The 20,781-nt window shown below is 70.1% G+C and carries 18 protein-coding genes; 12 read left to right on the top strand and 6 right to left on the bottom strand.

Going from position 1 to position 20,781, the window contains the following annotated elements:
- The first annotated feature begins 11 nt into the window (after positions 1 to 11).
- From ACT3UF_RS07245 to ACT3UF_RS07255, 3 genes are all read left to right on the top strand, one after another.
- The gene (locus tag ACT3UF_RS07245; RefSeq protein WP_444608210.1) at positions 12 to 842 is read left to right on the top strand and encodes a LacI family DNA-binding transcriptional regulator; all 831 of its coding nucleotides are present in this window, start codon (positions 12 to 14) and stop codon (positions 840 to 842) included.
- 125 nt (positions 843 to 967) lie between these two features.
- The gene (locus ACT3UF_RS07250; RefSeq protein WP_444608211.1) at positions 968 to 2,242 is read left to right on the top strand and encodes a Bcr/CflA family efflux MFS transporter; all 1,275 of its coding nucleotides are present in this window, start codon (positions 968 to 970) and stop codon (positions 2,240 to 2,242) included.
- Between the two features lie 120 nt (positions 2,243 to 2,362).
- Complete coding sequence (locus ACT3UF_RS07255; RefSeq protein ID WP_442332652.1) at positions 2,363 to 3,073, top strand: hypothetical protein; 711 nt, start codon at positions 2,363 to 2,365, stop codon at positions 3,071 to 3,073.
- A gap of 19 nt (positions 3,074 to 3,092) precedes the next feature.
- Here the strand turns inward: ACT3UF_RS07255 and ACT3UF_RS07260 are convergent, their stop codons facing one another.
- On the bottom strand, positions 3,093 to 3,875 hold the full coding sequence (locus ACT3UF_RS07260) for a hypothetical protein (RefSeq protein WP_442332651.1): 783 nt from the start codon (positions 3,873 to 3,875) through the stop codon (positions 3,093 to 3,095).
- A gap of 92 nt (positions 3,876 to 3,967) precedes the next feature.
- On the opposite strand from ACT3UF_RS07260, the gene ACT3UF_RS07265 reads away from it, so the two are divergent.
- The gene (locus ACT3UF_RS07265) at positions 3,968 to 4,555 is read left to right on the top strand and encodes an SRPBCC domain-containing protein (RefSeq protein WP_444608212.1); all 588 of its coding nucleotides are present in this window, start codon (positions 3,968 to 3,970) and stop codon (positions 4,553 to 4,555) included.
- A gap of 14 nt (positions 4,556 to 4,569) precedes the next feature.
- Here ACT3UF_RS07265 and ACT3UF_RS07270 read toward each other — a convergent pair whose 3' ends face one another.
- The gene (locus tag ACT3UF_RS07270; protein WP_444608213.1) at positions 4,570 to 5,382 is read right to left on the bottom strand and encodes an IclR family transcriptional regulator; all 813 of its coding nucleotides are present in this window, start codon (positions 5,380 to 5,382) and stop codon (positions 4,570 to 4,572) included.
- A gap of 145 nt (positions 5,383 to 5,527) precedes the next feature.
- Here ACT3UF_RS07270 and manD point away from each other — a divergent pair, with 145 nt between their 5' ends.
- The gene (manD, locus tag ACT3UF_RS07275) at positions 5,528 to 6,775 is read left to right on the top strand and encodes a D-mannonate dehydratase ManD (protein ID WP_444606552.1); all 1,248 of its coding nucleotides are present in this window, start codon (positions 5,528 to 5,530) and stop codon (positions 6,773 to 6,775) included.
- Between the two features lie 423 nt (positions 6,776 to 7,198).
- Here the strand turns inward: manD and ACT3UF_RS07280 are convergent, their stop codons facing one another.
- Together ACT3UF_RS07280 and ACT3UF_RS07285 are read right to left on the bottom strand one after the other, a co-directional pair.
- A complete protein-coding gene (locus ACT3UF_RS07280; RefSeq protein WP_444606553.1) occupies positions 7,199 to 8,581 on the bottom strand; it encodes an MFS transporter in 1,383 nt (460 codons plus the stop codon).
- 121 nt (positions 8,582 to 8,702) lie between these two features.
- Complete coding sequence (locus ACT3UF_RS07285; protein WP_444601526.1) at positions 8,703 to 9,149, bottom strand: MarR family winged helix-turn-helix transcriptional regulator; 447 nt, start codon at positions 9,147 to 9,149, stop codon at positions 8,703 to 8,705.
- A gap of 261 nt (positions 9,150 to 9,410) precedes the next feature.
- On the opposite strand from ACT3UF_RS07285, the gene ACT3UF_RS07290 reads away from it, so the two are divergent.
- Positions 9,411 to 10,493, top strand: a complete 1,083-nt coding sequence (locus ACT3UF_RS07290) for an alkene reductase (RefSeq protein WP_444608214.1) — start codon at positions 9,411 to 9,413, stop codon at positions 10,491 to 10,493.
- A gap of 82 nt (positions 10,494 to 10,575) precedes the next feature.
- Here the strand turns inward: ACT3UF_RS07290 and ACT3UF_RS07295 are convergent, their stop codons facing one another.
- Positions 10,576 to 11,568, bottom strand: a complete 993-nt coding sequence (locus tag ACT3UF_RS07295) for a sugar kinase (RefSeq protein WP_444608215.1) — start codon at positions 11,566 to 11,568, stop codon at positions 10,576 to 10,578.
- Complete coding sequence (locus ACT3UF_RS07300; RefSeq protein ID WP_444501936.1) at positions 11,565 to 12,218, bottom strand: bifunctional 4-hydroxy-2-oxoglutarate aldolase/2-dehydro-3-deoxy-phosphogluconate aldolase; 654 nt, start codon at positions 12,216 to 12,218, stop codon at positions 11,565 to 11,567. Before ACT3UF_RS07300 ends, ACT3UF_RS07295 begins: the two co-directional genes overlap by 4 nt.
- A gap of 214 nt (positions 12,219 to 12,432) precedes the next feature.
- Here ACT3UF_RS07300 and mgtE point away from each other — a divergent pair, with 214 nt between their 5' ends.
- From mgtE to yicI, 6 genes are all read left to right on the top strand, one after another.
- Positions 12,433 to 13,791 (top strand): magnesium transporter, encoded by a 1,359-nt coding sequence (mgtE, locus tag ACT3UF_RS07305; RefSeq protein WP_441444256.1) that lies wholly within the window; start codon positions 12,433 to 12,435, stop codon positions 13,789 to 13,791.
- Between the two features lie 190 nt (positions 13,792 to 13,981).
- Positions 13,982 to 15,007: a LacI family DNA-binding transcriptional regulator gene (locus ACT3UF_RS07310; RefSeq protein WP_444608216.1), complete on the top strand. Its 1,026-nt coding sequence runs from the start codon at positions 13,982 to 13,984 to the stop codon at positions 15,005 to 15,007.
- A 174-nt stretch (positions 15,008 to 15,181) separates the two neighbouring features.
- Positions 15,182 to 16,489: an ABC transporter substrate-binding protein gene (locus tag ACT3UF_RS07315; protein WP_444608217.1), complete on the top strand. Its 1,308-nt coding sequence runs from the start codon at positions 15,182 to 15,184 to the stop codon at positions 16,487 to 16,489.
- Between the two features lie 60 nt (positions 16,490 to 16,549).
- Positions 16,550 to 17,515: a carbohydrate ABC transporter permease gene (locus ACT3UF_RS07320; RefSeq protein ID WP_441444259.1), complete on the top strand. Its 966-nt coding sequence runs from the start codon at positions 16,550 to 16,552 to the stop codon at positions 17,513 to 17,515.
- A 1-nt stretch (position 17,516) separates the two neighbouring features.
- Positions 17,517 to 18,455, top strand: a complete 939-nt coding sequence (locus ACT3UF_RS07325; protein WP_444601532.1) for a carbohydrate ABC transporter permease — start codon at positions 17,517 to 17,519, stop codon at positions 18,453 to 18,455.
- Between the two features lie 42 nt (positions 18,456 to 18,497).
- Positions 18,498 to 20,573 carry an alpha-xylosidase gene (yicI, locus tag ACT3UF_RS07330; protein ID WP_444601533.1) on the top strand — a complete coding sequence of 692 codons (2,076 nt, stop codon included), beginning with the start codon at positions 18,498 to 18,500 and terminating at the stop codon, positions 20,571 to 20,573.
- Positions 20,574 to 20,781 lie beyond the last annotated feature (208 nt).

Consider the following 20,781-nt stretch of genomic DNA (forward strand, 5'->3'; position numbering starts at 1 on the left):
GAAGGGAATCCATGGCCACCATCGGGATCACCATCCCCGAGTCCGTCTGGTCCGCACGCTCGGAACGGTTCTACACCCAGGCCCTGCACGGGCTCGAGGACACCGCGGTCTCCCAGGGCCACACCGTCCTCAGCCACGTCACCGGCAGTCCGGCCGAGGAACTGGAGACGATGCGGCGCTGGGCCGAGCGCGACATGGTCGACCTGGTGATCCTCAAGGATCTCCTGGACGGGGACGACCGCCCGCAGCAGGCCCGCGCACTCGGCCTGCCCTTCGTGGTGATCGGCGATGTGCGCCAGGGCGAGGTCTCCGCGGTGACCGTCGACAACGCCGGCACCATGCAGCGCCTGCTCGAGGACCTCCACGGGCGGGGCCACCGGGTCATCGGCCATGTCGGCGGCCCGTCGCACCTGCTGCACAGCCGCTGGCGCCGCGAGGCCTATCGGGAGTTCGCGGAGGCCCGGGAACTGCCCGCGCTCTTCGCCGAAGGGGACTACGGGGCTGACAGCGGCGCCGCCGCGACCCAGGCGCTGCTGGACGGCCCGCAGCGACCCACCGTGATCATCTTCGACAACGACGCGATGGCGATCGCCGGCGCTCACCGCGCGGTCGCGGTCGGGCTGCGCGTGCCCGAGGACCTCTCGATCGTGGCCTGGGACGACTCCCCGGCCTGTCAGACCCACGAACCCCCGCTGGCCGTGCTCGAACACCTCCCGCACCAGCTCGGCGTGGACCTCGCCCGCGCCGCCCTGACCCTGCTCGAGGATCCGGGAACCCCGGTGCGCCTGGCGCACGAGGTGCCGCGGCTGCTGCCCCGCGGCACCGTGAGCACCCGCGCGTAGACCGCGCCCACGGACCGTCGGCCCTCGCGAGAGCGGACCGTCGGCCCTCGCGAGAGCGGACCGTCGGCCCTCGCGCCCACGGACCGTCGGCCCTCGCGAAAGCGCTCGCACCTAGACTCCTCGACGTGACCACCCCCGAGGCGGCCGACCCCGCGATCATCTCGCCCCGACGGCGCACCGCCGGAGCCCGCATCACCCTCACCCTCGCCGCCCTGGGCATGCTGGGCCCCTTCACGATCAACACCGTCTTCCCCGCGTTCACGCAGATCGGGGAGGAGTTCGGCGCCTCCAACGTGGTGCTGCAGCAGCTGATCAGCGTCTACCTCGCCTCCTTCGCCGTGATGAGCGTCTTCCACGGACCGCTCTCGGATGCGCTGGGCCGCAAGAAGGTGATGCTCGTGGGCCTCGCGATCTACATCCTGGCGATGTTCGGCGCGGTCTTCGCCTCCGGGATGGGCATGCTCATCGCGCTGCGGGTGCTGCAGGGCATGAGCGCCGGCGCCGCCACGATCGTCTCGCGGGTGGTGATCCGGGACCTCTTTGCGGGCGCCGAGGCGCAGCGGCTGATGGCGCAGGTGATGATGATCTTCGCGCTCTCGCCGGTGATCGCCCCGATGCTCGGCGGGTGGCTGCTGCTGCTGGGCGACTGGCGCTGGGTGTTCGTGGGCGTGGGCATCTATGGGGTGCTGGTGATGGTGGCGACCGCGCTGATGCCCGAATCCCTGCCGAAGGAGGCCCGGATCCCGCTGCGGGTGGGCTCCGTGGTCGGCTCCCTGTGGGAGGTGGGCCGTTCCCCAGCGATGGTGCGGATCGCGCTCGCGACCGCCTTCGGGTTCGCCGCGCACTTCGTGTTCGTCGCCGCCGCCCCGATCATCGTGGTGCGGCTGCTGGGGCTCGGCGAGCAGGACTTCTGGGTGCTGTTCGGCCCGCTGATCATCGGCATGATGGCCGGGTCCTACCTGGTGGGCAGGGCGGCCGACGCGATGGAGCGCACCCGGCTGATCAGCCTCGGCTACGTGGGCACGGTGGTGACCAGCGTGCTGAACCTGGTGCTGGTGATGGTCTTCCCGGATCCTTCCGGGCAGCTCGATGTGAGCCTGCTGCCGGTGCTGGTGGGCCCGATGCTGATGTCCTTCACCGCCTCGCTGTTCTTCGCCCCCATCCAGCTGGAGATCCTGGATCTGTTCCCGCATCAGCGCGGGGCCGCAGCATCGCTGGGCACCTTCTTCACCCTGGTCATGAACGCCCTGCTCTCCGGGGTGATCGCCCCGCTGATCACCGGCAGCCTCACCGTGGTGGCAGTGGTCGCGCTCGGCTACGTGGTGGTCGGGTCGCTCCTGTGGGCCTGGCATCTCGCGGAGAGTCGACGCCGACCCATGCGCGCTGCAGCTCCGCTCTGAGGCGCCGCACTGGGCCGCCGCGCTGAGTCGCCCCGCTGACGCCTCGCTCTGAGGCTCCCTCTGAGAGCCCGTTTCGCGCATTCCTTCTCCATTGCGGCGCTGAAGGGGGACGATGGGGTCATGTCCTTCGACCTGGATCCTCTCGAGCTCGTCGCCGCCGCGCTGATGGCCGTGCTGCTGTCCGTCCCGATCGCGTTCCCGCTGGCCGCCGGGATCATCGCCGGTCCGCGTCGGGCCTGGAGCGGGGCGGGGCTCGCGATGGGGGTCAGCCTGCTGCTGGGCGTGCTGCTCGCCATCGCGGCGTTCTTCATCGGGCCGGGGCCGTTGCAGACGCTCAGCGGCATCGGGCTGACGCTGGGGCTGCTGTGCGCGATCGCCGCTGCGGTGCTGGTCATCGTGCATGAGGATGGCAACACCCTCGCCATCGTCCTCGGGATCGTCGCCTGCGTGCTGATCGGCCTCGGCGAGCCCGGCGAGACCGTGGTCGCGATGCTCGGCATCAGCTCCTCGACCCTGGTGGTGCTCTCCTCGGTGGTGATCGGAGCGGTCGCCCTGGTGGCGATCGTCGGCTTCCTGGTCGCCGTCGCGGGCAGGGTGCGGGCGCTGCAGATCGGGGTGGCGGCGGCCGCGATCATCGGCGCGCTGATCAGCGTGTTCGGGATGTTTGGGATGCTGCTGTATGAGCTTGCGGGGGTCGATCTGCCGCAGCTGCCGCTGCTGGCCACCCTGATCACCGTGCTGGTCGCGCTCGTGATCGGCAGCGTGGTCGGTGGCGTGCTCGACATGATGCGGGCGCGGCGGCAGACGGCGACCGTCTCCGACGCAGGCTGAGTCGCCCGGGACGACGACCTCAGGCGAGGCCGGAGAGGCGAGCCCGCAGCGCACGGAACCACCGCAGCTCGTACTCGCTGCGGGGCATCGCCAGGGCGTGCTCGCACCAGCTCAGCACCTGCGACCGCTCCCATCGGCCCTCCCGGATCAGGCGCGGGATGATGTGCGCGCCGAGGGTGAGCCCGGGCGTCGTCTCGTCCCGCTGCGCGGCCGAGGCGCCCTTCTGCCCCGCCACCTCGAACAGCATCGGCAGCGTGGTGTCGATCAGGAGCGGGCGCTCGTCGAGGAAGCGCGAGAGGCCCGGCTGGGAGATCAGGAGCAGGACGGCGCCGCGCTGGACCAGCGGCGGAATCAGCCCGCTCTGCGCCCAGTCGAACATCGCCTCGATGCCCCGGTTCCGGTCCCATGCCTTGGGGTTCGTCTCGAAGCGCTCCGCCCATGCTTCGACGAAGGCCGGCAGATTCTCGGGGAACAGTCTCGGGATGATGTCCCGGGCTATGGGGAGCTCCACGGGATGCACCCTCGTCGCGGCCTGCGCCGTACGGGTCGCCAGCCGGGCGACGCATGCGGCGTCGTGGTGACCCGTGCGCAGGGTCCCGCTCCAGCGCCCCTGCTCATCGCGCTCCCCGATCGGCGCCGCGTCGATGGCATCTGCCGATTCCTTCACTGCATTCCACGCCCGGCGCCGCAGGGTCGCCGGAAGCGGCTCGAGCAGGTTGAGGATCTCGTGCGGGCGTCCGGTGCGGAGGGCAGCTCGGACTGCCCGATCCGGGGTGGACAGCGAGGACGAGGAAGTGCTCATCGCACAGGAATACCACGGGGCGCGTCCGCCCCGTGCGGATTACTCTGGGCGAGTGCGCGGATCAGCTCCGCGTCCCCGTCGGAGGAGAGCAGATGCCCATCACCGGAACCCTCGACACCTCAGGCCCCGACCTCGTGCTCACCCGCGCCGTCGCCGCCCCCGCAGCCCGGATCTGGGAGCACCTGAACCGCTCCGAGCTGCTCGCCACCTGGTACGGGACCTTCACCGGCGACCCGGCGAGCGGCTCCGTCCTGGTCACCATGACCGCCGAGCCCGGGGAGGCGTCCGCCTCCGAGTACACGATCCACGCCTGCGAGCCGGGCCGACTGCTGACGGTCAGCGCCTCGATGGAGGGCACCTGGCGGCTGTCCCTCGAGCTCGCCGACGCGGACACTGGGGTTGACTCGGCCGATGCCGATGCCGATGCCGATGCCGATGCCGACGCCGACGCCGACGCCGACGCCGATGCCGACGCGGTCGATGACGCCAGCGCCAGCACCCGCCTCGCGCTGCGTCATCACGAGGTGCCGCTCGAGATGCTCCAGTACGTGGGGCCCGGCTGGGAGTGGTACCTCGACCGACTCATCGGTGCTGTCACCGGGGGAGCGATCCCTGGCATGGACGTCTGGGACAGCGAGTACATGAGCCTCGGTGAGGACTACGCCGCGCTCGCCGGCTGACGTTCGTCCGTCACTCAGCGCGCGAGCTCGAAGCCGGCCGGGGCGAGGCGCGAAAGCTCCTCGTGCAGCAGCGCGCCGACCTCATTGCGCCGCGCCGCCCCCATCCGCTCGAGCGGCCCGGTGACGCTCACCGCGACCGAGCGTCCGCCGGTGCGGGTCAGAGCCACGCCCACGCAGGCGATGCCCACCTCGTTCTCCTCGATCTCGGTGGACCAGCCGCGGCGGGCGGTCTGGTCCACCACCTCGGTGAGGTGCTGCAGGCTGATCACGGTCCCTGTCTCGCCCGCCTCCACCTCGGTGGCCTGGGCGTACGCGGCAAGAGCGTCCCCTCGGACGCCGTCGGCCGCGAGCATCGCCCGGCCCATCGCGGTGCGAGCCGCCGGTGCCCGGCTGCCCACCCGCGACCACACCCGGAGCGTGCGCTCCGGCTCGACCTTGTCGAGGTAGAGCACGCGGGTGCCGTCCATCTGCCCCAGGTGCACCAGCTCCTGGGAGCGCTGGGAGATGCTCGCGAGCGCCGGTGCGAACAGGGTCGGCAGGTTCTCGCCGGCACCGTAGGCGTGAGCGAGCTCGAGCGGGGTGGCGCCCAGCCGGTAGCGCTGGTCGCTTGCTGACTGCTCCGCGAAGCCACGGTGCATGAGTGCCCGCAGCAGGCGGTGCACCGAAGCCTTGTTCAACCCTCCGGCCTCGGCGATATCGCGCAGCGACATGCCGTCGGGGCCGGCGCCGGCCAGGATCTCCAACAGGATCAGTGCCTTGTCCACGCTGCCGACGGGGGAGGCAGCGTGGGGCTCGGTCGGCTCCGCGCCGGATGCAGAAGTGGTCATCTCGTGCCTCTCTCCGTGGCTGAGCAGATGTTGCTCGGTGCGCATGGCACACCTAGACTCGTCACGAACTACAGAATAAGCGTTCCATCATATAAAACAGCATCGAGGTCTCGCAGGTCGCCACCTCGCCCCGGAGGAGCCCCGCATGGCCATCGATCGCATCGACGTCAACGTCACCAGCCCTGGCCGGAACTTCGTGACCGTCAAGGTCACCACCAGCGACGGCATCACGGGCCTCGGTGACGGCACCCTGAACGGGCGCGAGCTCTCGGTGGTCTCCTACCTGCGCGACCACGTCGCCCCCACCCTCATCGGCCGCGACGAATCCCAGATCGAATCGATCTGGCAGTACCTCTACCGCAGCCCCTACTGGCGCCGCGGACCGGTGACGATGAGCGCAGTCTCCGCGATCGACATGGCCCTGTGGGACATCGCCGCGAAGAAGGCGGGGGAGCCGCTGTACAAGCTGCTCGGCGGTGCCTCCCGCAGCGGCCTGCTCACCTACGCCCACGCCTCCGGCACCACCATCGAGAAGCTCAACGAGGCGATCCACGGCTACGTCGAGGACGGCTTCCGAGCGGTGCGGATCCAGGCGGGCGTGCCGGGGCTGGACCAGATCTACGGCGTGCACGACGCTGCTCCCGGTGGGAAGTATGAATACGAACCGGCTGGGCGGGCGACGGCGGGAGCAGGGGGCACGACGATGCGGCCGACGGAGGAGTCCTGGGACACCGCCGCCTACCTCCGCCACCTGCCGACCGTCTTCGCCGGAGTGCGCGACGAGTTCGGCCCCGAGCTGCGCCTGCTGCACGACGGCCACCACCGCATGACCCCGATCGAGGCGGCGAAGCTCGCGAAGTCCCTCGAGCCCTACGACCCGTTCTGGCTCGAGGACTGCACCCCCGGCGAGGACCAGGCGGTGCTGCGCCTGGTGCGCCAGCATTCGGTGACCCCGCTCGCGATCGGCGAGGTGTTCAACTCCGTCTACGACTACCAGACGCTGATCACCGAGCGCCTGATCGACTATGTGCGCTCCTCCGCCACCCACGCCGGCGGCATCACCGGACTGCGCCAGATCATGAGCTTCGCCGCGATCTACGGCATCCGCTCCGGCTTCCACGGCCCCACCGACGTCTCGCCCGTGGGGATGGCCGCGAACCTGCACCTGGGCCTCGCGATCCACAACTTCGGCATCCAGGAGTACATGCCGCACTCCGAGAGCACGCTGTCGGTGTTCCGCACCAGCTACCGCTTCGAGGATGGCCTGCTCCACCCGGGCGACACCCCGGGCCTCGGCGTCGAGCTCGACGAGGAGGCCGCGGCCAAGCACGACTACCAGCCCGCCTACCTGCCCGTGAACCGACTGCGGGACGGCACCGTCCACGACTGGTGAGGCGTCCGGTCCGGTCCGGTGAGGGGTGCACGGTGATCGGTGGCCGCTGGCCAGTCCGAACCGTGACTACGTCGCCCACGACACGCTGTGAGGATGCGTCGAGATCACCGATTCCTGTCGTTTCTGGCAGGGAACGGTGATCTCGGTGGACGACGCGCGGCGTGTCCAGGATCAGCTGGGGTGTTCCGGTCAGCTACGGCGTGTCCGGGGTCGGCTTCGAACCGTGGCTCCGTCGCCCACGACACGCTGTGAGGGTGCGTCGAGATCACCGATTGCTGTCGTTTCTGGCAGGGGACGGTGATCTCGGTGGTCGACGCGCGGCGTGTCCGGGCCAGCTGGGGCGTTCCGGTCAGCTGGGGTGGATCAACGGTAGTGGTCGATCGACGGTCGGGGCGGCCTCACGGGACAGAGGCAGGCTCGGTCTCACCCCTCGTCGCCGACGGTGATCGCCTCGGCCTGCTCAAGGTCGGTGAGCTGGTGGTGGGTGCCGACTGCGGCCAGGTGGCGTCGGCCGCGGACCAGCATGAGCATCGAGATCACCAGCGCGCCCGCCGCGAGCAGGTAGGGGGCGCCGGCCACGGTCGCTGCCGCGAGCGGGCCCGCGATCGCCGGGGCGATCGCACCGCCGAGGAAGCGCACGCCCGAGTAGGCGGAGCTGGCGACGCCGCGGGGCAGGTCGGTGGCCTCCATGACCGTCTCGGTGAGCGCCGTGTTCATGATGCCCAGCAGCAGCCCGCCGATCACGATCAGCGTGATCAGACCGGTCATCGAGGTGTGGAAGATGCTCATCACCAGCATCAGCACCGCGAGCAGGCCGAGTGTGGTCAGCAGCGTGGGGATGAGTCCCAGCTTCCGGGTGAGCACCGGGGCGACGAACACCGAGGTGATCGCCAGGCCCAGCCCCCAGCCGAAGAACACCCCGCCGATGCCGAGGGCGCCGAACTCCATCCCGTGCGCGGCAGCCGCCGCCTCGAGCGGGAACGGGGAGTAGGCCAGCAGCGTGAAGAAGGCGAAGTTGTAGAAGATCGCGGTGAGCGCGAGGGTGCGCAGCGCCGGATGGGAGAGTGCCCGGAGGGAGGCCAGCGGCGAGACCGGTGCGGGACGTGCCTCCTTCTGCAGCAGCACCATGATCGCCAGGAAGCCGACGCCCATCAGCACCGCCGTGCCCGCGAAGGGGGCGCGCCAGGAGACGTTGCCGAGCAGCCCGCCCAGCAGCGGCCCGAAGGCCATGCCGATGCCGAGCGCCGTCTCGTACAGGATGATCGCGCCCGCGCTCGGCCCGGCGGTCGCGCCCACGATCGCGGCCAGCGCCGTGGAGATGAACAGCGCGTTCCCGAGGCCCCAGCCGGCACGCAGGCCGATGATCTCCCAGACGCTCCCTGCTCCCGCGGCCAGCGCCGCGAAGAGCACCACCAGCACCAGTCCGATCAGCAGCGTGCGCTTCACCCCGATCTTCGAGGCGAACCAGCTGGTGAAGAACATGGCGATCGCGGTGATGAAGAGGTAGCTGGTGAACAGCAGCATCGCCTGCGAGGGCGTCGCGTCCAGCTGGCTGCTGATCGCGGGGAGGATCGGGTCCACCAGGCCGATGCCCATGAACGACACGGTTGCGGCGAAGGCGATCGCCCACACGGACTTCGGCTGGCGGAACGCCTCGCGCAGGGTGGGTACTGCGGTCTGGATTGGTAACGCGGGCTGGGTGGGCGCCGCGTGCGGGGCGGGAGTCGCTGCAGTGGCCGGGGCGGTAGTGGGGGCGACGGCGGGTGCGTGGGGAGCGGCGGTGTGCTCGGGGGTATGTGCGGTCATGCGCTGGGGGTTCCTTCGGTGGGAAGTACGGCGGCGAGGGGGTGACGAGGCGGGGCGACGGATCCGCGACGGATCCGGCTCGGGGTCCGGCTCGGGATCCCTCGCAGGGTCGGGCTCGGCGTCAGCCGTCGTGGGCGTCGACGAGTCCGGCGAGGATCTCGGCGGCACGTTCGAGGGTTGCGAGGTCGGCGTCGGGCAGCGGCTCCAGGAGCGCACCCACACCGTCGGCGAGCTGGGACCGCCAGGCGGCGAGCTGCTGGATGCCCTGTTCCGTGGTGCTGACCAGCCAGGAGCGGGAATCTGCCGGGTCGGGCTCGCGGCGTACGAGCCCTTCCTCCTCGAGGCGCTTGATGACGGTGGTCGCCGTGGGGCGGGAGACCCGCTCGCGGTCGGCGATCTCGCTCAGGCGCAGCGGGCCGTGCCGGTCGATCGTGGCGACCACTCGCCAGGAGACGGTCCCGACGCCCACCTCGGAGCGTCGCGCCGCGAGCCGGGAGAACTGGCTGCAGACGAGGGCGAGGTGCTGGGGGAGCTCGCCGGGAAGCGAGGTGGGGGAAGTGGTCGACACGAGACGTCAATATAGTTAGCAATGCGAACCAGTGCAACGGGGCGGCCGGGCCGACGTGACAAGAAGATCGTTCGGCCGGAATGCGGCGGCCTTGAGGAATAGACACCGGGAGAGGCTCGTTGGCGCAGGCGAGCACGATGAGACTGACGAGCACGCCCCGACGAGCACGACCCGACGAGCACGACCCGACGAGCACGACGAGACCCGCCGCCCCGCGCTGTGCACCCGCTCTGTGCACCGCGCCGTGAAGGAGCATCCCGCATGACCGACCTGATGACACCGCTCGAGCTCGGGGAGCTCACGCTCCCCAACCGGATCGTGATGGCTCCGCTCACCCGCGCCCGCACCGGCGATGAACGGGTCCCCACGGAGCTCAACGCCGAGTACTACAGCCAGCGGGCAGGCGCCGGGCTGATCATCAGCGAGGCCACTTCCGTCAGCCCTCAGGGCGTGGGATACCACGGCACTCCCGGTATCTGGAACGACGCGCAGGTGGCAGGGTGGCAGAAGGTCACCGAAGCCGTGCATGCCGCGGGCGGGCGGATCGTCCTGCAGCTGTGGCACGTGGGCCGGATCTCCGATCCCGAGCTGCTCGGCGGGGAGGCGCCCGTCGCCCCCAGCGCCGTCGCCCCCGCCGGGCGCGTGGCACGACTGCGGCCCAAGCGTCCGTACGTGCAGCCGCGCGCGCTGGCCGTCGAGGAGATCCCCGGCATCGTCGAGGACTTCCGGCACGGTGCCCAGAACGCGAAGCGGGCCGGCTTCGACGGCGTGGAGATCCACGGCGCTAACGGCTACCTGATCGACCAGTTCCTCCAGGACGGCACCAACCAGCGCGCCGACGAGTACGGCGGCTCGGTGCGGAACCGGGCGCGCTTCCTGCTGGAGATCACCGACGCGGTCCTCGACGTCTGGGGCCCCGGCCGGGTGGGTGTGCATCTGCGCCCCCGCGGCGAGGAGCACGACATGGGCGACAGCGATCCTCGCGCGATCTTCGGCCACGTCGCCGAGGAGCTCGGGAGGAGGAAACTCGCCTTCCTGTTCATCCGCGAGGTGGAGGACGAGGACAGCCTCGTGGGCGTGATCCGCGGGCTCTTCGGTGGTCCCGTGATCGCCAATGACGAAATGACTGCGGCCGACGGTCAGCGGCTCCTCGAGGCCGGCGCGGCCGACGCGGTCGCCTTCGGCCGCGACTACATCGCCACCCCGGACCTCGCCGAGCGCATCGCGGCCGGCGCCGCGCTGAACCCGCAGCACAAGGCCACCTTCTATCCCGATACGGGCGAGGCGCTCTCCGTGGGCTACATCGACTACCCCACGATGGCCGAGGCGGCGCTCACGGTCTGACGCCAGCAGTTCGCCCCGCCGACGGCTGAAACGGTCAGCGGCTCACCCTGCCATCAGCTGACCCTGCCCGCGGCTGATACGGTCAGCGGCTCACAGGGTCCGCCGCGCCGCCGGAGAGCAGGGCCTCGAGGTCGCGCAGTCGCGGCGCCCCCTCCCAGTCCCCAGGAGTGGTGCAGGCCAGCGCCCCGCAGGCGTTCGCGCGGGCCAGCCGCGCGGGCACGTCGAGCCCGTCGAGCTGGGCGCTGAGGTAGCCGGCCACGAAGGCGTCCCCGGCGCCGACGGTGTCGACCACGTCGACCCGGTGTCCGGGCGCCTCGTGGATCGTGCCGCCCGCGAGGGCGGCGCCACCGTCGGCCCCGAGCTTCACGACCACCTGGCGTCCGTCGGCCTCCAGTGCGTGCAGCAGGGCGCGGTGGTCGGACTCCATGACGGCCGGCGCGAGGATCGAGAGCTCCTCCGGCCCGCCGAACACGACATCGACGTGCTCGAGGATCTCGCCCAGCAGCTCGCCGAGGCGCTCCCGCGATCCCAGCCGCGAGCGGTAGTTCACGTCCAGGCTGACCTGCACTCCTGCCGCTACCGCGCGCTGCACGGCAGCGACGTTCGTGGCGTGCGCGGTCTCCGAGAGCAGCGGGGTGATGCCGCTGAGGTGCAGGATCTCGGCCTCCTCGATGAGTCCTGCTGGGAGGTCGCCCGGGGTGAGTGCGGAGGCGGCGGACCCGGCCCGGTAGTAGTCCACGCGGGTGGTGGTCCCGCTGGGGCGGGACTTGATCATCAGGCCCGTCGGCCGCTCCGGATCGACCGTGCAGTGCACCTCGACGCCCTCGGCGCGGATCTCTCGGGCCACGCGCGTGCCCAGGGGGTCATCGCCCACCCGGCTCACCCACGCGGAGGGCACGCCCAGCCGGCGCAGCCCGATCGCGAGATTCGATTCCGCACCGCCCAGCGAGATGTCCACCGAGGGCAGATGGGCGAGCGAGCCGATCGTGGAGGTGCGCATCAGCGCCATGGTCTCGCCGACGGCCACCACGCGGGGCCCGGCCGACGCACGACCGCCCTCGGCCGGGACACTCATGCGCCGGCCTCGCGGGTGGTGACGCCGACGAACCTCGCCGCGCGCTCGGCCAGCTCCTCGAGGCTCCCGCCCCGGAGGGCATCGCCCAGCAGCGGCCCGCCCACGGAGACCGCCTCGGCCCCGGCCTGCAGCCAGGCCGCCGCCGCCTCGAGGTCCACTCCGCCGGAGGGGATGACGCGGATGCCGGGGAACGGTCCGCGCAGGTCCTTGAGGTAGCCGGGGCCCACCACAGAGGCCGGGAACACCTTGACCGCCGCCGCGCCCGCGGACCAGCCGGCGTGCAGCTCGCTCGGAGTGAGACCGCCGGACACGATCGGAATCCCGGACTCCGCAGCCGCTGCGAGCAGGTCCGCCCGGGTGATCGGGGTGACGATGTAGTGGGCACCGCGTTCGGCGGCGGTGCGCAGATCCGCCGGATCGGTGACGGTGCCGACGCCGATATCGAGCTGGTCCCCGAAGCGCTCCCTCAGGGCGGGCAGCTCGTCCAGGGTGCCGGGGGTGGACAGGGTGAGCTCGACGGAACGGATCCGGGCGCCGGCGAGGGCCTCCAGCACGGGGGCGTACTGATCGGCGCGCTCGCCGCGGATCACGACGATAAGCCGAGCGGCGGCGGTGCGCTCGGGAAGGGGCGGGCGAGGGGTGGGGGACATCGGGGCCTCCTGAGCGGTGCCGAGGTGCGCGGCGACATGGCTCGACGTGCACCGTTTTGGAATGCAAAACGTATGTTCCGGCATGCGTGACAGTCTAGCAAGAGTAGCTGGCCCGGACAGGTGACCGACCGGGCGGTCCCGCTGCGCCGCCCCACCCGCCCGTCTTCCCGTCGGCCCGCGCGCCTCTCGCGCCCATGTCGGCCACAATGGCCCTGTGACCCCAGCCAGCGCGACCATCGACACCGTCCTGACCCTGCTGCGCGGCGAGGAGCAGGATGAGGCCCAGCTCGAGCAGCTCGGCCTGGAGGCGCAGACGCTGCCGATCGGCGAGCTCGTCTACCTCGTGGAGACCCGCCCCGCGACCGAGGCTGCGCTGCTGTTCCGGGTGCTCGGCAAGACCGCCGCCCTGGCGGTGTTCGAGGCGCTGCCGGCGCATCACCAGGCCGAGCTGATCTCCGCGCTGCGCACCCAGCAGGTCGCCCACATCATCGGCGAGCTCGACCCTGACGACCGTGCCTCCCTGTTCGATGAGCTGCCGGCCTCGGTCGCCGAGCGGCTGATGCACGGCCTGGATGCCGCCGAGCGCGCGATGACCACCGCGGTCCTCGGCTATCCGCGCCACGCGATCGGTCGATACATGTCGCCCGAGGTGCTCACCCTGGCCCCCGGGCTCACCGTGAGAGAGGCGCTCGAGCATGTGCGCGCGCAGGCCGAGCAGGCCGAGACGATCTACCTGCTGCCCGTGGTGGATGATTCCCGCTTGCTGCTGGGCGTGGTGGGGCTGCGCCGCCTGCTGGTGGCCGACGGCGATGCGCTCGTGGGCGATATCGCCCACGTGCCGGTCAGCGCGACCGCGACCGATGACCGAGAGGATGCCGCGCGCCGCTTCTTCGCGGCGAAGCTGCTGGCCATGCCCATTGTGGACGGCGAAGGGCGGCTGGTCGGGATCGTGACCGTCGATGACGCCGTGGACATCATCGAGCGTGAGAACGCCGAGGATTCCGCCCGCACCAGCGGCTCCGAACCGCTGCCGCGCGCCTACCTCTCCACGCCGATCCTGCGCGTCGTGCGCAGTCGCATCGTCTGGCTGCTGGTGCTCGCGATCTCCGCGATCCTCACCGTCCAGGTGCTCGAGGTCTTCGAGGATCGGCTGGACCAGGTGGTGATCCTGGCGCTGTTCATCCCACTGCTGACCGGCACCGGCGGCAACACCGGAAACCAGGCCGCGACCACGGTGACCCGCGCGCTCGCCGTGGGCGAGGTGCGCGTGCGCGACCTGCCCCGGGTGGTGTGGCGCGAGCTGCGGGTGGGCACGGTGCTCGGCGTGGTCCTCGGAGCGCTCGGCTTCCTGGTCGCGGGCCTCGTCTACGGCTGGGCGATCGGGGCGGTGATCGGCACGACGCTGCTGTCGATCTGCGCCATGGCCGCGATCGTGGGCGGGATGATGCCGCTGATCGCGAAGCGGGTGGGCGCGGACCCGGCGGTGTTCTCCAATCCCTTCATCTCGACCTTCTGCGATGCCACCGGCCTGATCATCTACTTCACGATCGCGACGGCCGTGCTGGGTCTCTGAGGCCGACGGGCCCCTCGCCAGCGGGCGCTTGACGCGTCCTGCGCGGCACCGCATACTGGCTGACACGAAGGTGTCGAAGCGCTTCGACTGCACCTGAGTGACCCCCTCCCCGAACTGACGAGGTGGCGAGTTCGATCGTGTCGAAGCGCTTCGACTAGTGGTGCGGAAGAGCGGACGAGGAGGTGCGGAGATGGCGACGATGAGTGATGTGGCGCGCGAGGCCGGCGTCGCGCTGAGCACCGTCTCCTACATGCTCTCGGGGGACAAGCCGGTCGCAGCCGCCACCCGTGAGCGCATCGAGCTCGCGATGCGGGAGCTCGGCTACCGCCCCAACGCGATCGCCCGCAGCCTCGCCAGTCGGCGCACCCGGATCCTCGCCCTGCACCTGCCGGAGTTCGATGTCTCCGCCGGCGAGACCGTCTTCGAGATCGTCCGCGGGGCGTACGACCGTGCCGCCGAGCGGGGCTACCTGCTCACCGTGTGGCCGATCGCCTCGCAGCGAGCCCCTCAGGAGCTCTCCGACCTGGTGGGTCAGGGGCACGCCGACGGGGTGCTGCTGGTCGAGGTGGCGCTCGACGATCCGCGGATCGAGAGCCTGCAGGACGCAGACGTCCCCTTCTTCTCCGTCGGCCGCAGCCGCGAGAGCGAGCAGCTGCACTACATCGACATCGACTTCGAGGCCACCATCGCCCATGCGCTCGACGCGCTGGTCGATTCCGGGCACCGGGACCTGATGCTGATCGGCCGCTCCCGCGAGATGGAGGCCTCCGGCTACGGCCCCGCCGTGCGCTCCCATGAGGACTTCTCCCGCCTCGCCCAGGAGCGGGGCCTCGCACACCGCGAGTACGCGCTGGATCCCAGCCCGCAGGCAGGCCGCGAGCTGGCCCGCGAGGTGTTCACCGCCGGCCCGCGCCCGGATGCGGTGGTGGCGATGAACGATCTCGCCGTCGTCGGCTTCGTCAACGAGCTGCAGGTGATGGGACTGGACGTGCCCGAAGACCTCTCCATCGTCACCGTCGTCTCCTCCAAGCGCACGGCGTCGATGACCACCCCGAGCCTGGCCTCCTGGCGGGCACCGGGAGAGGAGATGGGCCGACGGTCGGTCGACGGCCTGCTCGACCAGCTCGCGGCACCCCACGCCCCGCCCACGCAGGTGCTGGTCGCCTGTGCGCCGTTCGACGGGGGATCGGTCCAGGACCGACGGCCCACCGGCTGAGCGAACTTCCACGCAGCACCCGGCATCACCGGCATCACCGCAGGACCCGCACCCGCAGGACCCCGCAGGACCCACAGGACCTCGCACCACCCGCACCACCCGCAGGACCTCGCACCACCCGCACCACCCGCAGGACCCCACCCGAGGGTCCTTCCCACAAGGAAGTAGGACACCATGAAGCGCAGGAAATTCACCACCCTCCTCACCGCCTCCGCACTCGGCGCCGCCGCCATGCCCGCCCTCAGCGCCTGCGGCGGCAGCGGCGGCGGTTCAGGCGACGGCACCTCACTGGTGATCTGGCATTACGAGAACGAGGACTCCGCGATGGGGCAGGCCTGGGCGCTGGCCCAGGAGATCTTCGAGGAGGCGCATCCCGAGGTCACCGTCACCGTCGAGAAGCAGACCTTCGAGCAGCTGCAGAAGAACGCGACCATCGTGCTCACCGGCGACGACGTCCCGGATCTGATGGAGTTCAACAAGGGCAACTCCACCGCGGGGCAGCTCGCCGCGCAGGGCCTGATCGAGCCGTTCACCGAGATCGCGACCGAGAAGGGCTGGGATCAGAAGCTCTCCGCGAGCCTGCAGACCACCTCCCGCTACGACGAGTTCGGCCTGATGGGCTCCGGCGACTGGTTCGGCCTGCCCAACTACGGCGAGTACGTCTACGTCTTCTACAACCAGCGGATGTTCGACGAGGCCGGGGTCGCCGTCCCGACCACGCTCGAGGAGTTCGAGGACGTCCTGCAGACCTTCGTCGACAAGGACATCATCCCGCTGGCCGGCGCCGGCGCGGAGTACCCCGCCGGGCAGCTCTGGTACCAGCTCGCCCTCGCCAACGCCGACCGTGACTTCGTGGACGCCTACCAGCTCTTCGACGGGGAGGTCGACTGGGCGGCGGATCCGATCCTGGCCGGCGCCCAGCGCTTCGCCGACTGGGTCGCCAAGGGCTACCTCGCCGGCGACTCCGCCGGCCTGACCGCCGAGGACATGGGCACCGCCTTCATCTCCGGCACCTACCCGATCATGTTCTCCGGCTCGTGGTGGTTCGGCCGCCTGGTGGCGGAGATGACCGACGAGTGGGGGCAGTTCCTCTTCCCCGGCTCCGACCTCACCATCGGCTCCTCGGGGAACCTCTGGGTGGTGCCCGCCAATGCCGCGAACAAGGACCTCGCCTACGAGTTCATGGAGATCACCATGTCCCAGGAGGTCCAGGACCTGCTCGGGGCGAAGGGCGGCCTGCCGGTCGCGGGGGACACCTCGGCGATCGAGGACGAGAAGACCCGGGAGATGACCGAGAACTTCGCGGCCGTCAACGAGTCCGATGGCCTCGCGTTCTACCCGGACTGGCCCGTCGCCGGGTTCTACGACCAGGTCGTCAGCGCGATGCAGTCGCTGATCAACGGCTCCAAGTCTCCGGAGCAGGCGATGGCCGAGCTCGGAGAGGTCTACGCGACCGGTCGCTCCGACCTCACCGGTGAGTGAGACCAGCACTGTCACCCGGGCGGGCTGCAGCAAGCGGCCCGCCCTCCCCAGGGAGGAAGCATGTCCACCACAGTCGCCCCACCGTCGTCGACATCCGTCGCGCGACCCCCTCGGAGACGGCGCCCTCGCAGCGCCGCCGCCGGGTACTGGCCCTACCTGATCCCCGGTCTGCTCTCGTTCGGCGTCATCATCCTGGTGCCGTTCCTGCTGAACATCTGGTACAGCCTGCACAGCTGGAAGGGCGGGCTGTCCCCGAAGCGCTGGATCGGTCTGGACAACTACGTCGCGCTGCTGTCCGACGACGCGTTCTGGCTCTCGTTCCGCAACTCGCTGTCGATGATCGCGGCGATGGTGGTGGTCCCCACCCTGCTGGGCCTGCTGCTGGCCGCGGTGCTGTTCGACTACGTCGCCAAGCACTGGAACAGCAGGGTCGCCGCGTTCCTCCGCGCCACCTACTACCTGCCGCAGATCCTGCCGATCTCGGTGGCCGGCATCGTCTGGAACTGGATCCTGAACAGCCAGACCGGAGCGGTCAACGTGCTGCTGCGGGGGATCGGGATCGAGGCTCCGCCGAACTGGCTGGGCAGTCCCACCCTCGCCCTCGGCTCCGTGATGCTGGTGCTGATATGGATCCAGATCGGCTATCCCACGGTGATCTTCATGTCCGCCCTGGCGCGGGTGGATCCCGAGCTGTACGAGGCGGCCGAGCTCGACGGTGCCGGCTGGTTCGCCCGCTTCCGCGCCATCACCATCCCGCAGATCTCCCCGGAGACCTTCGTGATCGTTCTGACCTGCACCATCGCCGCCCTGAAGGTGTTCGCGCCGATCTACGTGCTCACCCGAGGCGGTCCTGAGGGGTCCACGCTGGTGCCCTCGTACTACTCGTTCCTGAACTTCTTCGACACTTCGCGGGTGGGCTACGGCGCCGCGATCGCGACGGTGCTGACGCTCATCATCATCATCGTCGCGGGCGGCATCCAGGTGCTCCAGAACCGCAGTGCCCGCAAGTCAGAGGAGGGCCGCTGAGATGGCCGCAGTGATCACCGGCAGCCCCGTCCCGTCGGACTCCACACCGTCGGACTCCACCCCGTCGGGTCCCGGCTCGTCAGGTGGCGCGTCCGTCGGGCGTCGGCGCAACCGCCACCAGCGGGGCCTGACCCGCTGGCTGGTGCTGGCCGGAGCGCTCCTGGTGGGGCTGCTCATGGTGGCCCCCTTTGTGCTCATGATCCTCAACGCTTTCAAGTCACCCGCGGACTACTCCGCCGGCGGGCCGCTGTCGCTGCCGCGGGAGATCTACCTCGACGGGATCATCGCGTTCTGGGAGCGCGTGAACTTCCCGATCAAGCTCTGGAACTCGCTCTGGACCTCGACCCTGGTCGCCGTGCTCGCGGTGCTGCTGTCCCTGCTGAACGCCTACGCGATCGGGGTGGGCAGGGTGAAGGGCCGGCTCTGGCTGGTGGCCCTGTTCCTGATGGCGAACATGCTCCCGCAGGAGGTGCTGATCTACCCCCTGTTCAACATGGCGCGGCAGGTCGGACTCACCGACAACCCGTGGTCGATCATCATCATCTTCACGGTCGTCCAATCCGCGTTCGGCACCTATCTGCTCTCCTCCGTGCTGGGCACCTTCCCGCCGGCACTGCTGGAGGCGGCGCAGCTCGACGGCGCTACCCGCTGGCAGATCCTGTGGCGGATCGTCTACCCCGTGGTGCGCCCCACCATGTCCGTGCTGATGATCTTCTTCTTCATCTGGACCTGGAACGAGTTCTTCATCCCGCTGGTGATGCTCACCAGCAACGACAACCAGACGATCCCGATCGCGCTGTCCTCGCTCCAGGGTGACCGCATGCTCGACGTCCCCACCTTGAACGCAGGTGCGCTGCTGTCGCTGCTGCCGACGTTCATCTTCTTCCTCATCTTCCAGCGCACCCTCACCCGCGGCGTCACCGCCGGCGCAGTCAAATGACGCCCCACTACCCCGATTTCTGAGCAGAAAGGAGCGCTGACCATGCGCTTCACCAACGGATACTGGATGGACCGAGAGGGCTACACGGTCGAGCGTGGCAGCCAGGTCCACGACCTCCAGATCGACGACGAGGCCGGACGCCTCCGCGCCTTCGCTCCCGTCCGGCCCGTCCGGCGCCGCGGCGACACCCTGAACAACCCCCAGCTCACCGTCACCTATGAGGCCGTCGCCGACGGCGTGATCCGGGTGCGCGTGGAGAACCATCGCGGGGTGGCCACCCCGCTGCCCCGCTTCGAGATCGCTGCGGATCCCAGCTACCGCGGCACCGTCGAGTCCGCGGCCGACGGGCGGACCACGCTCCGCGCGGGCGACCTCACCCTGACCATCGGCGTCGGCGATCAGTGGCAGGCGGACTTCAGCTCCGGTGGCCGCGCGCTCACCAGCTCGATGCGTCGCTCCCTCGCCCACGTGGTCGCGCCCGACGGACAGCACCACATGCACGAGCAGCTCAGCCTGGAGCCGGGGGAGAGCGTCTACGGCCTCGGCGAACGGTTCGGCGCCTTCGTGAAGAACGGCCAGAGCGTCGACATCTGGAACGAGGACGGCGGCACCACCTCCGAGCAGGCGTACAAGAACGTGCCGCTCTACCTCACCTCACGCGGCTATGGCGTGTTCGTCGAGGACACCGGCGGGGTCTCCTTCGAGGTCGCCTCCGAGATGACCACCCGGGTGCAGTTCTCCGTCGAGGGCCAGTCACTGACCTACCTGGTGATCGACGGGCCCACCCCCAAGGACGTGCTGCGCCGCTACACCGCGCTGACCGGCCGGCCGCCGCTGGTTCCCGAGTGGTCCTACGGGCTGTGGCTGTCCACCTCCTTCACCACCGACTACGACGAGGCCACGGTCATGTCGTTCATCGACGGCATGGAGGAGCGAGGCATCCCGCTGTCCGTGTTCCACTTCGACTGCTTCTGGATGCGCGGCTTCACCTGGACCGACTTCGTGTGGGACCCGGCGACCTTCCCGGACCCGGAGGGGCTGATCCGTCGGCTTCACGAGCGGGGGCTGAAGGTGTGCGTGTGGATCAACCCCTACATCGCCCAGAAGTCGGTGCTCTTCGACGAGGGCCTCGAGCACGGCTACCTGGTGCGCACCACCGACGGGAACCTCTGGCAGACGGACCTCTGGCAGGCCGGGATGGCGCTGGTGGACTTCACGAACCCCGACGCGGTCGCCTGGTACCGCAGCAAGCTCGAGGGCCTGCTGGACATCGGCGTGGACTGCTTCAAGACCGACTTCGGGGAGCGGATCCCGGTGCGGGACATCGCCTGGCACGACGGCTCCGACCCGGAGAAGATGCACAACTACTACACGCATCTGTTCAACCGCACCGTGTTCGACCTGCTGGTGGAGCGCCAGGGCGAGGGCGAGGCGATCGTCTTCGCCCGCTCCGCGACCGCCGGTGGCCAGCAGTTCCCGGCCCACTGGGGCGGAGACAACGACTCCTCGCTGCCCTCGATGGGGGAGACCCTGCGCGGCGGCCTGTCCCTGGCGCTGTCCGGCTTCGGCTACTGGAGCCACGACATCGGCGGCTTCGAAGGGGCCCCGGATCCGACGGTGTTCAAGCGCTGGCTCGCCTTCGGCCTGCTCTCCTCCCACTCGCGCCTGCACGGCTCGAGCTCCTACCGGGTGCCGTGGGCCTTCGACGACGAGGCGGTGGAGGTGGCCCGGCGCTTCACACTGCTGAAGCAGCAGCTGGTGCCCTACCTGCAGCAGATGGCGCTGCAGGCGCATGAGCAGGGCACCCCGATCCTGCGCCCGATGGTGCTCGAATTCCCGGAGGACCGCACCTGCCACGCCATCGACACCCAGTACATGCTGGGCGACTCGCTGCTGGTCGCGCCGGTGTTCTCGCTCGACGGGGAGGTCGAGTTCTACCTGCCCGAGGGTCGCTGGACCTCCGTGTTCGACGGCACCGTCGAGACCGGCGGGCGCTGGCTGCGCCAGCAGCACGGGTTCATGACCCTGCCGCTGTACCTCCGCGAGGGCGCAGAGGTCGAGATCGACGTGGCCGCGCTCGACGCAGCGGCAGCCGACGTGGCCGCGATCGACAGCTGAGCCCCGGCACGTCTTCGCCCGCGTCGCCCGGGCCGGTGACGCCGGTCGATTCCGAGCCAGGTCAGCCCAGTTTGTGGCTCGGAATCGACCGCTCGCGGAAGATCAAGGCCGACGACGAGTGCCGAGACGATGCTCGGAGTTGGAAACGACTGCCTGTGGTACGGCTGTAATCTGGCTCTTCGCGGTTCATGGTGAATGACCCTGCTGT

The organism is Brachybacterium sp. AOP24-D1-21 (genome assembly GCF_052378665.1).
GTDB lineage: Bacteria > Actinomycetota > Actinomycetes > Actinomycetales > Dermabacteraceae > Brachybacterium.